This is a genomic window from Haloimpatiens lingqiaonensis (assembly GCF_901447495.1).
GTDB lineage: Bacteria > Bacillota > Clostridia > Clostridiales > Clostridiaceae > Haloimpatiens > Haloimpatiens lingqiaonensis.
Window position 1 is genome coordinate 12,561 of the sequence record NZ_CABDWS010000044.1, and the last position, 14,712, is coordinate 27,272.

General features: G+C 28.0%; 13 protein-coding genes. 3 read left to right on the forward strand and 10 right to left on the reverse strand.

Annotated elements, in window-relative coordinates:
- Window position 1: 1 nt before the first annotated feature.
- From FGK85_RS09725 to FGK85_RS09740, 4 genes are all read right to left on the reverse strand, one after another.
- Entirely contained in the window at window positions 2-502 is a 501-nt protein-coding gene (locus tag FGK85_RS09725) for a class I SAM-dependent methyltransferase (protein ID WP_138206081.1), read from the reverse strand.
- 117 nt (window positions 503-619) lie between these two features.
- A complete protein-coding gene (locus FGK85_RS09730) occupies window positions 620-1,336 on the reverse strand; it encodes a zinc dependent phospholipase C family protein (protein ID WP_138206083.1) in 717 nt (238 codons plus the stop codon).
- Window positions 1,337-1,364: 28 nt separating this feature from the next.
- Window positions 1,365-2,678: a PQQ-dependent sugar dehydrogenase family protein gene (locus FGK85_RS09735; protein ID WP_138206085.1), complete on the reverse strand. Its 1,314-nt coding sequence runs from the start codon at window positions 2,676-2,678 to the stop codon at window positions 1,365-1,367.
- Window positions 2,679-2,758: 80 nt separating this feature from the next.
- Complete coding sequence (locus FGK85_RS09740; RefSeq protein WP_138206087.1) at window positions 2,759-3,331, reverse strand: ferritin-like domain-containing protein; 573 nt, start codon at window positions 3,329-3,331, stop codon at window positions 2,759-2,761.
- Between the two features lie 140 nt (window positions 3,332-3,471).
- On the opposite strand from FGK85_RS09740, the gene FGK85_RS09745 reads away from it, so the two are divergent.
- The gene (locus FGK85_RS09745) at window positions 3,472-4,326 is read left to right on the forward strand and encodes a LysM peptidoglycan-binding domain-containing protein (RefSeq protein ID WP_138206089.1); all 855 of its coding nucleotides are present in this window, start codon (window positions 3,472-3,474) and stop codon (window positions 4,324-4,326) included.
- A 67-nt stretch (window positions 4,327-4,393) separates the two neighbouring features.
- Window positions 4,394-5,908, forward strand: a complete 1,515-nt coding sequence (gene spoVB, locus FGK85_RS09750) for a stage V sporulation protein B (protein WP_138206091.1) — start codon at window positions 4,394-4,396, stop codon at window positions 5,906-5,908.
- 52 nt (window positions 5,909-5,960) lie between these two features.
- Here spoVB and FGK85_RS09755 read toward each other — a convergent pair whose 3' ends face one another.
- From FGK85_RS09755 to FGK85_RS09775, 5 genes are all read right to left on the reverse strand, one after another.
- Window positions 5,961-7,565, reverse strand: coding sequence for a putative polysaccharide biosynthesis protein (locus FGK85_RS09755; protein WP_138206093.1), 1,605 nt, complete (start codon window positions 7,563-7,565; stop codon window positions 5,961-5,963).
- Window positions 7,566-7,577: 12 nt separating this feature from the next.
- On the reverse strand, window positions 7,578-8,534 hold the full coding sequence (locus FGK85_RS09760) for an RluA family pseudouridine synthase (RefSeq protein ID WP_138206097.1): 957 nt from the start codon (window positions 8,532-8,534) through the stop codon (window positions 7,578-7,580).
- A gap of 12 nt (window positions 8,535-8,546) precedes the next feature.
- Window positions 8,547-9,740 (reverse strand): M20 metallopeptidase family protein, encoded by a 1,194-nt coding sequence (locus FGK85_RS09765; protein WP_138206100.1) that lies wholly within the window; start codon window positions 9,738-9,740, stop codon window positions 8,547-8,549.
- A 212-nt stretch (window positions 9,741-9,952) separates the two neighbouring features.
- Window positions 9,953-10,258: a hypothetical protein gene (locus tag FGK85_RS09770; RefSeq protein ID WP_138206103.1), complete on the reverse strand. Its 306-nt coding sequence runs from the start codon at window positions 10,256-10,258 to the stop codon at window positions 9,953-9,955.
- Between the two features lie 120 nt (window positions 10,259-10,378).
- Window positions 10,379-12,397 (reverse strand): ATP-dependent helicase, encoded by a 2,019-nt coding sequence (locus FGK85_RS09775; protein WP_138206106.1) that lies wholly within the window; start codon window positions 12,395-12,397, stop codon window positions 10,379-10,381.
- A gap of 188 nt (window positions 12,398-12,585) precedes the next feature.
- Here FGK85_RS09775 and FGK85_RS09780 point away from each other — a divergent pair, with 188 nt between their 5' ends.
- Entirely contained in the window at window positions 12,586-14,067 is a 1,482-nt protein-coding gene (locus tag FGK85_RS09780) for a nicotinate phosphoribosyltransferase (protein ID WP_138206109.1), read from the forward strand.
- A gap of 220 nt (window positions 14,068-14,287) precedes the next feature.
- Here the strand turns inward: FGK85_RS09780 and FGK85_RS09785 are convergent, their stop codons facing one another.
- Entirely contained in the window at window positions 14,288-14,491 is a 204-nt protein-coding gene (locus tag FGK85_RS09785; protein ID WP_138206112.1) for a hypothetical protein, read from the reverse strand.
- Between the last annotated feature and the right edge of the window lie 221 nt (window positions 14,492-14,712).

The following is a 14,712-nucleotide window of genomic DNA, read 5'->3' on the forward strand; positions in this document are numbered from 1 at the left end:
ATTAACATCCTTTCTTCCTAGCTCTTATAAAGAACACCTCATCATTATAGTCAAAATCCATTATATCAAATTTTGAAGTTAATAGTTTTATTATATTCTCTTTTGAATTATCATTAAAGGGATTAACATCTATTAAATTCATCACTCTTATATTATTTTCTGAAATTATAACTTTTATTTTATAATTAAAAGTCTTTTTTATACCCTTGTCTATATCCCATATATAGATCTCTCCCTCATCTTTTAACACTTCCCATGCAAACTGAAAAGCTTTTTCTTTTTCACTGTTTGTCCAAATATTTTTCAAAGAAAAAAACAATACACATTTATCATATTTGGCTTCATCTAAAGCTTCCTCCCCCTCACCAAATACATAATCTATATCAAGATTCTCCTCCTGCCTTTTGCAAAGATTATATACTATTCCATAATCCTTGTATCCAATGTCTAAAACATTACCATCTAAATATATGTTATGTAAATCCAATATTTTTTCTTTCAAAACTATCCCTCCATAATCTATGAATTTTTATAATCTAAGTTTTATTTAATTCACCATAATATAACTTATAAGTTCTATCTTAATACTAATTATAATATAAAAAAGACACTTATTCCATCATTTGGAATAAGTGTCTTTATATTCTTCATAATAATCTAATAAAAATCCTGCAGTAGTTTTTTGCGCTTCACTTATTATTTTTCTTGAAATCTTATCATATCTTTCTTCTAAATTCTCTATATTCTTAAACTCCCTATAAGTATTATCTGCAAACACTGCATTATTTTTTATATATTCCTCTATATAAGAAAATTTCTTGAGACTTTTTTCTTCTTCAAAAGAATAATCACTCATTAGCTTACTTATTATCCATATTTCAAATTTTCTATGACTTTTTAATAATTTATTATTTACATGCTGAGGCACTGTGGCATCTTGAATTAAATGACAGGCAGCCCCAAGATAAAATAAAGATTTTTTTATATTATTTTCTTTTAAATACTTAAGAGAGTTACTATAGTATTTTTTACATTCAGTAAGTGCATCTGAAAATCCATAAAGTCCCTTACCTTTTACTACATGATAAAAATGATTAGAGCTCTTAAAATCTTGATCTGCCCACACTACTCCTTCATTTATAGTTCTTGCATTTTGCTTAAAAAAATCATATTCCTCTTGGTATCCATTTATTTTTAAAATATTTATAGCTTTAAGGTTTATAAATTTATGAACTGTACAGTGAGTTTTTAAAACCTTTTTTTTAATTGGGTTTACCGCAAACATTATACCTTTTAATGTACTTCCATAAGTTCTTTCGATTTTCTTTCTGCTCATTAAAAAATTTCCCCCATTTCGCTACATATTATTTATCCTTACACATTATTTTCTTCACTTTAGTGTAAATTATTACTCCTATAATACCTATTGATACTATTATTAAATAGAAATAAAGAAATCTATAATTATTTTTAGGTTCTTCTAAGTTTATGCTCACATTCCAAAGAGCGCCTCTTTTCCTATCTAATATATTCAATCCAGCTTCACTAAATTTTAAAGCAATCTTTTCACTTCCATTTATAAAAATCATGTCCTTTAACACTAAATTTTTATTCAGGTTGCAAATTTTCATTTCCTTAGTATCATAGAAATATATAGCATCTTTATATCCTAGTACACCCTTTTTATCTACAGCTATATCACCTAAAGTATTAAGTGTTTCGTGTTGATATAAAGGTGCTGGTGGATTGGTAGAAGGATGTTTATCTAGTAAAAACCCTATTTTTTCACCATTTTTGCCCTTAAATCTAGGAGAATTTATTGGATCACCACCTGAATAATCAGGCCAACCATACCACATTCCTTTTTTAATTATATATATATAATCTACATCACCTTTAACTGGCCTAAGGCCTCTTTCTTCCATTCCTCCTATTATAGCTATTAACTTATTCTCACTGTTAAAATCTAATCCCTTTATATTCCTTATACCCCAAGCAAAGTTTTCTAAATTTCCTGTTTTTAAATTATATATAACCATACTTCCATTTCCTGGGAAATGACCCGGTATTATTTGACCATTTATATTGGAAGTTCCATAAGGCACAAAAGCTCCTGTCTTTTCCTTACCAAAGTTTTTTCCTTTAACTATAGATGTTTTAGGTAGAATATCACAGTTATAAGGGTGCTCTTTTAACCAGGTATTATCCTCACCTACTACTCCAGAATTAGTCGCAGACCCTATAGATACATACAAATAATTCCCAGATATTTTTATTTTACTATTAGAATAGTCTCCAAAGTTAGGTAAATTATCTATTAAAACTTTACTGATATTATTTTTAATACTATACTCACATACTGTTTTTCCAGAAGAATAGTATAATTTATCCTCATATAACTCTAAACTAGTTATATTCAAATTTTTATTTTTAAATAAATAATAACTATCTCCATTTTTTTTAATAACTTGAATTTTATCTTTGTAAGCTATATAGTATTCTTCCTTTGATACACAAAAATCTCTAGCTCCATCTAATCCCTTAAAAAACAAGCTATAATTTAGATTTTGGTCTGAAAATTTAATATCTATTCTATTATTATTAACATATTTACTTATATTAAAACTAAAAACTACTAATATTATTATTACCATAACCCACTTTAAAAATTTTTTCATATTCCTCTCCAAAATAATTGTTCTAAATTATATATATTTTATTTGGAGAGTTAATATGAATATACCATTTTAAATATATACTAAAGAGCTTCTTCTTCCATTTCTACATGATCATTTTCTACCTCTGACAAAGCTTTAAATATTTTCACTATGTTTTCATCCTCTACACTTTTACTATATTTATCATAGTATTCTACTGCATGTATTTCCCTCTTTCTAGCCAATCTTAATAAGTCTTTATCTCCACCTTCACCTTTATATTTTTTATAATCTAATTTAGTAAGCTTAGGCAGCTGATTAAATCCTCCCATTTTTTGATGTATTCTTGCATGCACCATTTCTATTTTTGCTAAATGAAGAAACATTTTTTTAATTTCCATATTATCTACTAAAAGTGCAGCCGCATCATAAAATTCACTATTAAATATCTCTAATTTCATAGCATGATCTAATATTTTTTTAGTATCATCATTTAAATTATGGCCATCCACTTCAATAACTGCATCTTCCATAGATCCAATATATTCAATAGGTACTCCACAAAATGGACAATACTTTATGTTTTCTAAACTATTTTCCTCTGGTATACCCCTATTATTTAAATTATAATTTTTCTCATTTATAATCATTCCGCATACTGTACATTTTAACATTCAAATCACATCTCCTTTGTATATTAATATTATACCTCTTTCTGTTTTTCTTTTATATACCATTTTGCCCTTTTATCTACTAGTAAAAATACTTCTAATTTATATTATAATTTTTGTATACCATTTCTAGGAGGGATACAATGAAAATTAGAAAACTTTCTATATTATTAAGTGGAATTCTATTAAGTTCTTCTATAGGTGTACAAGCTCAAAGTATAAATTATAGCGTGAAAAGTGGAGACACCCTTTGGAAAATATCTAACCAATTTAATACTACGGTTTCTTCAATAATAAGTTTAAATAATTTATCTAATCCAAACTATATTTATGTTGGTCAAAAACTTATTATAAACAATTTAACATCTGCAACTCCTAATATTCAAACTACAAATTACATAGTTAAATATGGGGATAATTTATGGAGCATTGCTGAAAAATTTAATACCACTATGAATTGTATCTATAAAAGTAATTTATTATCAAGTTATACCATAATGCCTGGTCAGATTTTAACTATTCCTGTGAATTCAACTACAGTAGTAAAACCTGTAGGCATAAGCATTTACGCTGCTAAAAAAAGTAATTCCTACGGTGATATTTATACTTGGGAAAATGCTAGAAGATTATTCACTGTAGATACTATAGGAACTTTAAAGGATATTGATACAGGTATATCCTTTAATATAAAATATTATGGTGGCTCCAACCATGCAGACATAATTCCATTAACCCAAAGTGACACTGACAAAATAAAAAAGATATTTGGTTCTTGGTCTTGGAGTAAAAAGAGACCTATGATTTTATACTTTAAGCAGGGTAATACATACTATCAATTAGCCGTTAGTATGACTGGAATGCCTCACTCCACAACTAATATATATACTAATGGAATATCTGGACATTTTGATATGTACTTTTATAATAGTACAAGCCATGTAAGTAATTCCATGGATGGAACTCATCAAAATAATATATTAAAAGCTAGCGGACGTTAAAATAAAGAATATAATTTTATTTCCTCACATAAATATTAATGACATTAATATATGTGAGGATTTTTTTATGAATAAAGATAGCTTTTTTAAAAATTCAATTATACTTACCTGTTCTAACTTTATAACTGGAATACTTAAATTTATGTTTTCTATAATTTTATCACAAACTTTAGGAGCCATGGGTCTTGGGCTTTATTCCCTAATAATGCCTGTATATGACTTTTTTGCGGTAGTGGTTTGCGGTGGAATGATTACTGCTATGTCAAAACAATGCGCCTACTTTAATGGAAAAAAAGAATTTGGAAATCTACATAAATCTGTAAAGGCTTCATTATTCTTCGACTTTTTTTGGGCTTTAATTATAGCATTAATTTTATTTTTATTTTCACCATTAATAAGCAATAATATAATAAAAGATACTAGAGCACTATATTCCCTTTGGGTTATATGTCCAGCTATTATATTTGTGGCTTTATCCGCAATTTTAAAGGGGTACTTTTATGGTGTATCTAAAGTTTTCACTCCATCACTTATAGATATTTTAGAAAAAGCAGTTAGGATGATTGTTATAATATCACTAATATGCTATTTTAACCTTACTGATGTAACCAAAACTGTCACCATAACATATATGGCTTTAACTATAGGAGAATTTTTTAGTTTTATATTTTTATTTATATTTTACAAAAAAAATAAAAGTAATTATCCTATATATTATAAAAACACTAAAAGTTCTATAGAACTTATTTGGGGTATATTAGTAATATCTTTACCACTTTGCATAAACGGTATGTTAACCACAGGGTTATATACTGTATCTACCTTAATGCTACCTAAGCGTCTTATATGTAGTGGATTGTTACATGAAGAAGCATTAGCTTTAATAGGCAAATTTTCCGGCATGGCCTTTACTATAATATTTTTCCCATTTATAGCGGTTAATTCTCTTGCAACTATTCTAGTTCCAGATATATCACAAAATTTAAGTAAAGGAAATTTTTCATCTCTTCAAAAACGGTTTTCAGAAGTTATAAATATATCCTTTGTTTTAGGTATGGCTACACTTTTTATATGCCTAAGTATTCCAAATAACTTAGGACAGTTATTTTTCAAAAGAAACGATTTAGCTCCTTTTATTAAATTTGCAGCCTTATCAGCTCCTGTTATATATGTATCTAGCACCACCTTTGGCATACTAAATGGTCTGGGTAAGCAAAAAATAGTTTTAAGAAATTCTGTTTTATCTGCCTTAATAGAATTAATTTTAATATATATATTGGTATCTATTCCAAATATAAACATTTACGGTTATGGAATTAGTTTAATAGTAACCTCATTATTTACATTAGTAGCTAACCTATATGAAATCAAAAAAGAATACTTTATAAACTTCCCTTTTATTAATATACTAACTCATTTATTTTTAGGTATAATAGTATTCTTAATCCTAACTATATTAAATAATTTAGTTACTACCAATAATTTAATTATAAAAAATATATTCTTAATACTATTAGGATTTTCAGTATTCATTTTCTCTTCTTCTATTTTATATAATATTTTAAACCATCAGCATTCCTAAACCTTTAAATAATAAAAAGTCCTTCTAATATTTAAATTTGAAGGACTTTTTACTATTTTATAAGATTGATCATTTTCCTTGGTAGTAATCTTATTAATTTTCTTGGAATAGTGTCTAAATCAGCTTTTGTTATTCCTCTAAACACTATTAAACTATATAAATATACTAAAGCTCCCACTCCAATAGAGACTAATGTAGCTATTGCATTGCCTAAATATCCTTTAAATACTAATGATATAACTCCATTAACAGTTAAATATACAACTAATACTGCTATACTCATAATTACAGAAGAAATTAATGGCTTTTTCATATTTTTATATAAACTAATTTTCACTTTTAAAACCTTATTTATAGTAATATAATTTAAAAATAACGGTATTAGAAAACATACTATATTTCCTGCTACTGCACCTAATATATTTATTTTAGGTATACCTACAAATATGTAGTTTGTAATTATCTTACCTAATAATCCTAAAATAGCATATAAAGTAACTACATATAATTTTCCTATACCTTGTAAAATAGTTGTTTGAATTTGTACTACAGACATAAGTACTACAACTGAAGATCCTAAAAGCATTAGCATATATCCACCTCTAACATGAAGAAGCTCATATATAGGTTTACTTAAAACAGCAAGTCCAAAAGCAGCTGGTATTGATATTAAAAAACATAATCTAAAGGCATAGTTTATATTTTTCCCTACTTCTTTTTTGTCATTTAAAGCAGCTGCACCAGATATAGCAGGTAAAAGGGCTGCAGCCAAACAGGATATTATGGCTATGGGTACATTTATTAAACTATTATACTTACTCAGCCATCCAAACAACTCCTCTGTTACACTTAAAAATCCCGCTGAAATCAATCTGGATTTTACATTCCAAAGATCTACCAATGCTCCTGCATTTTGTAGTCCTATGCAAACAGTCATAGGTATTGAATAATTTAATATTTTGTTTATTAACCTTTTATTACTATACCTTTTTATTTCCTTACCATTATATCCCTTTGGAACTCTTATATGATTATTTCTATTGTAAACCATAACTAAATATACGGAGGCTACAAAAGCGCCTAAGGAAGTACCTATAGTTCCTCCTGCAGCTCCCATTTCAGGCCCTTTTTTCATCAAAATAGCGGCAAAAACAAGGCTAAAAACTGTGTTTATTATTTGCTCAATAACCTGTGATATTGCCGTTGGAGTCATATTACTTCTTCCTTGAAAATATCCCCTATAGGCTGTAAGTATAGAAGTAAAAAACACTGTAGGTGCCAAAGCTTTAATGGCTAAAGCCGATGACTTAGACTTTGTAACTGTGGCCAGCGGCGCTGCTAGGAAAAACATCAAAACCGACATAATTATACCTAAAGATATAAGCATTGTTCTTGCAATCTTAAAGCTTTTAATAGCATCCTTAAAATTTTCCAAGGCAAATAACTCAGACATTATTTTTGAAATAGCCACCGGTATTCCAGAGTTAGTTACTACATATATAAATGCATAAACTATATAGGCCGCCGCATACATACCATATCCTTTGTCACCTAATATATTTATTAAAAAAGGTAAATAAACTACAGATAATACTTTAGATATAATTTGTGCTGCGGACAGCACCGCAAAACTTTTAGTTGTAGATTGTTTTTTCATAAAAGCACCTTCTTAAAATTTAAATACGTCTTTTTTAATTCTTTTTAAAATAGGTGGTAAACTTTCTGCTATAGTTTTATTTTTCATGTAAGCTAACTTTCCGTCACAATCTTTGAATATTAGTTTATATGCATATAGAAATTGATAGTTCAATCCATACTTATTTTCAAAAAAGTTATTTAACTTTTTATCACCATATTTTGGATCACCTACTATCGGATTACCTAGAAAACTCAAATGAGCTCTCAGCTGATGACTTCTTCCTGTTATTAAATCTATATCCACTAATGTATATGCTCCAATAGTTTGAATTACTTTAACCTCCATAGCTATCTTTTTAGTATTTTCTTTAGGTTCCCTATAAATTTTAGATATATTACTATCCTCATTTTTAGCTATATAAGCTTCATAAATTCCTTCGTTAATTCTACCTATTACTAAAGCTGTGTAATATTTTTTAACCTTTCTTTCTCTTATAAGTTCATTTAAAAGTTTTAAACTCTCAAAATTTTTACCATATATAACTACACCAGATGTATTTCTGTCTAGTCTATTGCAAGGTGCTGGAGTAAAAGTTATTTCTTTTTCTGGTGTATAATCTCCCTTTTCAAAAAGATAGGACAATACATAGTCTGTTAACGTTGCCTCTCCATCCTTTTTATCTGAATGAACCAAAACTCCTGGCCACTTTTCTACAATTAAAATATTTTCATCTTCATAAGTTATTTTTAAAAATCCAGTATCTAATTTCTTTACTTCTTTTTTAGAAGAATTAGTTTGAATATCTTCAAAAATCAAAATATCCCCTTCATTTAGAGAATAATTTTGCTTCACTTTTTTTCCATTTACCCGTACTCCACCTGTTCTTATAGATTTAAATATTCTGCTTAAAGGTACATCCTTAAGCAGCTTTCTTAAAAATTTGTCCATTCTCTGTCCAGCTTCATTTGGTCCAATTTCTATTCTCATACCGTATCACTCCTATTTCTCATTTGTTACTGAATTTTGCTTATTTAAAAACTCCTCTACAAATGCACAATGCATAGCTATTCCATAAGGTATACAATCTTCGTCTATATCAAAATGGCTGCTATGTGCAGGACTTATTATTCCCATCTCTTCATTTCTACAACCTAAATAATAAAATACTGATGGTCTTTCCATAGAAAAGTATGCAAAACTCTCCACTCCCATCCTAGGTTCCTCCAATATTTTAACCTTACCTTCTTCAAATATTTTTGTAGATACCTTTTTAAATTTTTCTAAAAGCATATCATCATTATAAAGATTAGGATAACTTTCTTCAATATTTATTTCACATTTTCCCCTCATTGAAGTGACTATTCCTTCTACAATCTCCACAAATCTTCTATTTACATACTCTCTTTGTTCTTTTTTCATGGTACGCATTATACCTTTTATTTCAACTTCCTCTGGTATAATATTTTGAGCCGTTCCCCCGTGTATACTTCCAATAGTTATAACTCCTGGATCCGTAGGGGAAATTTCTCTACTAATTATGGTTTGAAGAGCATTTATTACATTGGCACTTATTACAATTGGATCCACAGTATCATTAGGACTTGCCCCATGACCACCTTTTCCTATTATCTTTACCGTAAATGGATTAGATGCAGCATTTACAACTCCCTTTTTTAATCCTATTTCACCAACATTAAGCCATTCTTCTACATGAAGTCCTATAACTGCATCTACGTTAGGATCATCTAGAACTCCCTCTTTTACCATTAACTTGGCTCCTCCAGTAGTTTCCTCTGCAGGTTCAAATAATAATTTTACATTGCCCTCTAACCTATCTTTAATAGAATTAAGTATTTTGGCTGTTCCAATTAAAATAGCCATATGTGCATCATGACCACAAGCATGCATCTTTCCATTTTCTAAAGATGAATATGGACAACTCTTTTTATCTTGAATTGGCAGTGCATCCATATCTGCTCTTATTGCTATGGTTTTATTTCCATTCCCTTTTATTAAAGCACATATGCCACTTTTAGCTGTCTCTTTATATTCTATATTTTCCTTTTCTAAAAACTCTTTAATTATACTAGAAGTTCTAGGCAATTCATAATCCAATTCAGGATGCTTATGAAAATCTCTTCTATATTCTATAACTTCATCTTTTATCTCTAAGGCTTTTTTAAAAAAATCCATACTCATTCTCCATTCTGTATATTATTATTCCCATACTACTGTAATTATATCTCACTTGTGTATAATCTCTAATATACCCTTATTGATATCATACTTAGCCATAATTTATCTTCTTTTTAAATAGTTTTAAAGCTCATATTCTAAGAATATGAGCTTTTATATCTTATCTTATAAAAACATTATATAATAATAATTTTCAACATTCAATAATGCTATTTCATTAACCTTAAGGTATTACTTTCTTCATTTACATAAGGAAGTGATTGTACTATCTCATATACACATTTTTGAGCTTCATCATCTTCTTTAATAAGCTCTTCTCTAGAAACTTCTTTATAGTAAAGCATTTTACACCAGAAATCAATGAAATTATTTTTGTTTACAAAAAATCTTTGTGCACCATATTGTATTATAAATCCATCATCGTAAGTCTCTATTATATCTAAATTAGTACTATGAATTTTATGCTCTGCTACCATAGTGGAAACATCTTGCCACATTTTTTTGAACTCTACCATACAAAACAAACCTCCTTATACATTATACACGTCCACATTATTACACAATTTAGTATATCATAATTCTTTAAAAAATCAATATTAAATATATTAATTTTAATATAATATACTCTAATAGTTTTATTTAAACTTTAATAATCCAGAATTTAAGGTTAATATAGTATCAAACTTTCTTTTAATTTCATCATTAAACATTATAGCTATGTAATTATCCCCCACTTCTATAATTTTTCCCTTTCCAAAAACTTTATGCACTACTTCATGGCCTTTTTTAATGCAAGGTCCATTATTTTTATTATGCAATCCACATTCTTCTATAAACCTAGACACACCTTTTCTAGTACCTTTTATAGTTTCTGTAATGCAAAGCCATATATTATCTATTGTTCTAGTAATAGCTACATAAAAAAGTCTTCTTTCCTCCTCTAAATTGAAATCATTTTCCATACTATTCTCATGAGGCATTACCCCCTCATTGCAGTTAATTAAAAAAATGTTTTTAAACTCCATTCCTTTAACACCGTGTATAGTACTGAGTATCACACCTTTTTTTTCTTTTTCTTTAGAAATTTTAATATTTTCTTTTACACTTTCCACATGACATAAAAATTCATTAATATTTTTATATTCTTTACAGGATAATTTAAATTCTTCCACTATTTCTTCCAGTTCTTCTATAGGTATTTTAAATTTTTTACTATACTCTTTTAAATATTCATTGTAACCTATAATTAACATTATATGATTAATGGCACTTTCCAGTGAAACACAATTTAAATAATTTACATCCTTTTTCAGTGTGTCTATTACTTTCATTTGAAATATAGGTATTTCATCCATAAACTTTAAATATTCAAATAGATCTACCTTTTCTTTATGATCATTTAATTTATTTATATTCACCTTACTTATATACCTAAAAGGTTTATTTATAATTCTTAAAAAGCTCTCCTTGTCCTTATTGTCAATGCTTAGTTTTAAGTAAGATATTATATCTTTACATATAAAGTGCTCAAAAAAATTATAACTTTTATCTAAAAGCTTGAAAGGTACACCTTTTCTTATAAACTCATCAATTAAACTTCTACTTTCCATATTAGTTCTATACAGTATCGCTATATCCTCATATTCATATTTATTTATGTTTACAAGCTTTTGTATAATATTATTTATTTCCACTGCTTGTGTATTTTCATCAAAGGTGTTTATTAAATTTATATTATTTTCTTTGCCTTTTGTACCCGTTACCTCTTTATTATTTCTCATCTTATTATTAGCAATAACCCTATTAGATATATCTACCACATTTAAAGGACTTCTATAATTAGTCCTTAAATATTTTTTATTTCCCTTAAAAAAGTGTTTTGAGAAATTAACCATATATTCAGGTTTTGCTCCTCTAAATCCATAAATACACTGATCCTCGTCCCCCACAGCAAATATATGATTTCCCCTGGATAATAATTTAAGTATGTCCATTTGAATACTGTCACAATCTTGAAATTCATCTACCAATAAATGTTTAAATAAACGTCTATATCCCTCTAATATTCTTGTATTAGTAATTAGCAACTCTTTACACTTTATTTCCAAATCATCAAAATCCATTAATTGTCTTTCCTTTTTATATCCTTCATAAACATCATAGCAGTTCATGAAAATTTTTTTGTCTATATTAAAATTGTATTCCTCTAAACATTCACCACTTGTTTTAAACTTAGATATAAGATTTACAACTTCTTTTACCTTTTCTTCAGAAACCCAATCCAAATAATTCTTCAATGTGTTTTCTATTATTCTATAAGATACTCTTTCCTCAATTATATTTATTTTCCTATAATAATTTTTAAGTATTTTATAAAAAAGAGCATGAAGTGTTCCAAAAAATGGCGGTTTTTTATTATTTTCATTCATACTTTTTAGTAATGCCAAATATCTCTCCTTCATACTATTAGCAGCTGCTTTAGTAAATGTTATCACTATAATATTATTAGGATTAACTTTTTTATTACATACTAAATATAATACTCTATTAAGTATAACTGTAGTTTTCCCACTGCCAGGTGCTGCTACCACAAGAATATTATTCTCTTCGGAATATACAGCATCTTTTTGATATTTGTCTAACTCTATTTTCATATGCATTCAACTCCTTTTTGATTTAAAATTCACAATTGCCGGAAATTTGAATAAAGAGTTGTAATAAATTTATATTAGTATTAAAATAAATATGTCATTCTATGACAAAATAACTATAGTATACTTTTAATCTATATGTCCAGTTATATATTTAAATATACTTAACTATTTAAAAGAAGGGGAATATTATGATAAAAGAAACTAAATTTGATATTAAAAATGAAAGAAATCTTACTATGCTTGTAGATTTCTATGAATTAACCATGGCTAATGGCTATTTAAATAATGATGTAGGTAATAAGATAGCATATTTTGATATGTTTTTTAGAAGAGTGCCCGACAAAGGCGGCTATTGTATAATGGCTGGAGTACAACAACTAATTGATTATTTATCTTGTATAAAATTCACAGATGAAGATATTAAATATTTAGAAAGTAAAAACTGCTTCTCTGAGGATTTTATAGAGTATTTAAGAAATTTTGAATTTTCCTGTGATGTTTGGGCTATTCCTGAAGGAAATCCCGTATTCCCTGGAGAACCTCTAGTTATAGTTAAAGGTCCTATTATACAAGCTCAGTTCGTGGAAACTATGATTTTACTTACTGTTAATCATCAAACACTTATAGCTACTAAATCCAATAGAATCTGTAGAAGTGCTGAAAATAGACCTGTAATGGAGTTTGGTTCTAGAAGAGCTCAAGGCTATGATGGAGCTATTTACGGTGCTAGAGCAGCGGTAATAGGTGGATGTAGTGCAACTGCTTGTACTATAGCTGAAGAAATGTTTGGCATACCAGCTGTAGGAACCATGGCTCATAGCTGGATTCAACTTTTTGAAAATGAATATAAATCTTTTGAAGCTTGGGCAAAAACTTTTCCTGATAACTGCGTGCTTTTAATTGATACTTATAATGTACTTAAATCTGGACTTCCTAATGCAATAAAAGTTTTTGATGAAGTATTAATACCTATGGGTTATAGACCTAAAGGGGTTAGAATAGACAGTGGCGATATCACTTATCTATCAAAAGAAGTTAGAAGAATATTAGATGAAGCTGGCTATGCTGACGTTAAAATAGTTGCTTCTAATTCATTAGATGAATACATAATAAAAGATGTTTTAAGACAAGGGGCTCAAATTGACAGCTTCGGTGTAGGTGAAAGACTTATAACTGCCAAATCAGAACCAGTATTTGGCGGGGTTTATAAACTTGTAGCCGTGGAAGAAGATAATGGCGAAATAACCCCTAAAATAAAAATAAGTGAAAATGCTGAGAAAATTACCAATCCTGGATTTAAAAAAATATATAGAATATTTGATAAAAAATCCGACAAAGCAATTGCAGATTTGATAACTTTAAATGATGAAGTACTAGATGAAGATTCACCTTTGGAAATCTTCCATCCCGTTTATACTTGGAAAAAACGTAAAATTAAAAACTTTTATGCCAAGGAACTATTAGTTAAGATATTTCATAAAGGTAAACCTGTTTACACTAGTCCTAATGTAATGTCAATTAAAAAATTTGCTGAAGAACAGCTGGAAACTTTATGGCCAGAAGTTTTAAGATTAGAAAATCCACATCACTATTATGTGGACCTTTCCAGAAAACTTTGGGATTTAAAACACAATCTTTTAAATAAATATAATGATTCCTTTGAAGAATAACATAAACAGATCTCTAACCTTCAGATGGAGTTTCTACTCCAACTGAAGGTTAGAGATCGTTATCTAGGGACGTAGCTGCCGTTATCTCCCACTTTGTTAGAAGTGGAGTGTTACGTCAGGTAGTCATCGGATAAATTAAATATAAATTTATTGAAAAAAGCTCCCATTTTAAACACATATGGAGCTTTTTCAATATTTATAAATAAAAACATTAGCTGCCTTAAGAGTAAATTTCTTTAATATATTTTTCCTGTTCTTGAAATTCATCCTCTTCAAAGTCCTTATCACAAAATTTTTTATATTTTTCCGATTTAATACTATTTTTAAATGGACATTTACTACCCTTCAACTCGTATTCAAAAAAAGCACACTCACTAAAACATTCAACTTTTTCCTTATCAGTTGTTAAAAAAGGACAAAGCATTGCCTACACCTCTCTCCCCTTAAAATTCCTTGTGATTCCATTATATAGCAAAGTTAAGTACTTTTAAAGACTTTTCACACAATATTAAGAATATTAAAATTTATTTTACAAATATATTTTAACTCCAAAATATATTTATATAAAATCAGTTATATAATCATAATTTTGGGTTAAACTAATAATGATTTAAAAATTTTAAGAAAGAGTGATCTATATGTATA

Bases quoted from the DNA above. Each gene is read 5' to 3' on its own strand.
- FGK85_RS09770 (WP_138206103.1), bottom strand. From the start codon at position 10,258: ATGGTAGAGTTCAAAAAAATGTGGCAAGATGTTTCCACTATGGTAGCA.
- spoVB (WP_138206091.1), top strand. From the start codon at position 4,394: ATGAATAAAGATAGCTTTTTTAAAAATTCAATTATACTTACCTGTTCT.
- FGK85_RS09730 (WP_138206083.1), bottom strand. From the start codon at position 1,336: ATGAGCAGAAAGAAAATCGAAAGAACTTATGGAAGTACATTAAAAGGT.
- FGK85_RS09760 (WP_138206097.1), bottom strand. From the start codon at position 8,534: ATGAGAATAGAAATTGGACCAAATGAAGCTGGACAGAGAATGGACAAA.
- FGK85_RS09755 (WP_138206093.1), bottom strand. From the start codon at position 7,565: ATGAAAAAACAATCTACAACTAAAAGTTTTGCGGTGCTGTCCGCAGCA.
- FGK85_RS09765 (WP_138206100.1), bottom strand. From the start codon at position 9,740: ATGGATTTTTTTAAAAAAGCCTTAGAGATAAAAGATGAAGTTATAGAA.
- FGK85_RS09745 (WP_138206089.1), top strand. From the start codon at position 3,472: ATGAAAATTAGAAAACTTTCTATATTATTAAGTGGAATTCTATTAAGT.
- FGK85_RS09780 (WP_138206109.1), top strand. From the start codon at position 12,586: ATGATAAAAGAAACTAAATTTGATATTAAAAATGAAAGAAATCTTACT.
- FGK85_RS09735 (WP_138206085.1), bottom strand. From the start codon at position 2,678: ATGAAAAAATTTTTAAAGTGGGTTATGGTAATAATAATATTAGTAGTT.
- FGK85_RS09740 (WP_138206087.1), bottom strand. From the start codon at position 3,331: ATGTTAAAATGTACAGTATGCGGAATGATTATAAATGAGAAAAATTAT.
- FGK85_RS09785 (WP_138206112.1), bottom strand. From the start codon at position 14,491: ATGCTTTGTCCTTTTTTAACAACTGATAAGGAAAAAGTTGAATGTTTT.
- FGK85_RS09775 (WP_138206106.1), bottom strand. From the start codon at position 12,397: ATGAAAATAGAGTTAGACAAATATCAAAAAGATGCTGTATATTCCGAA.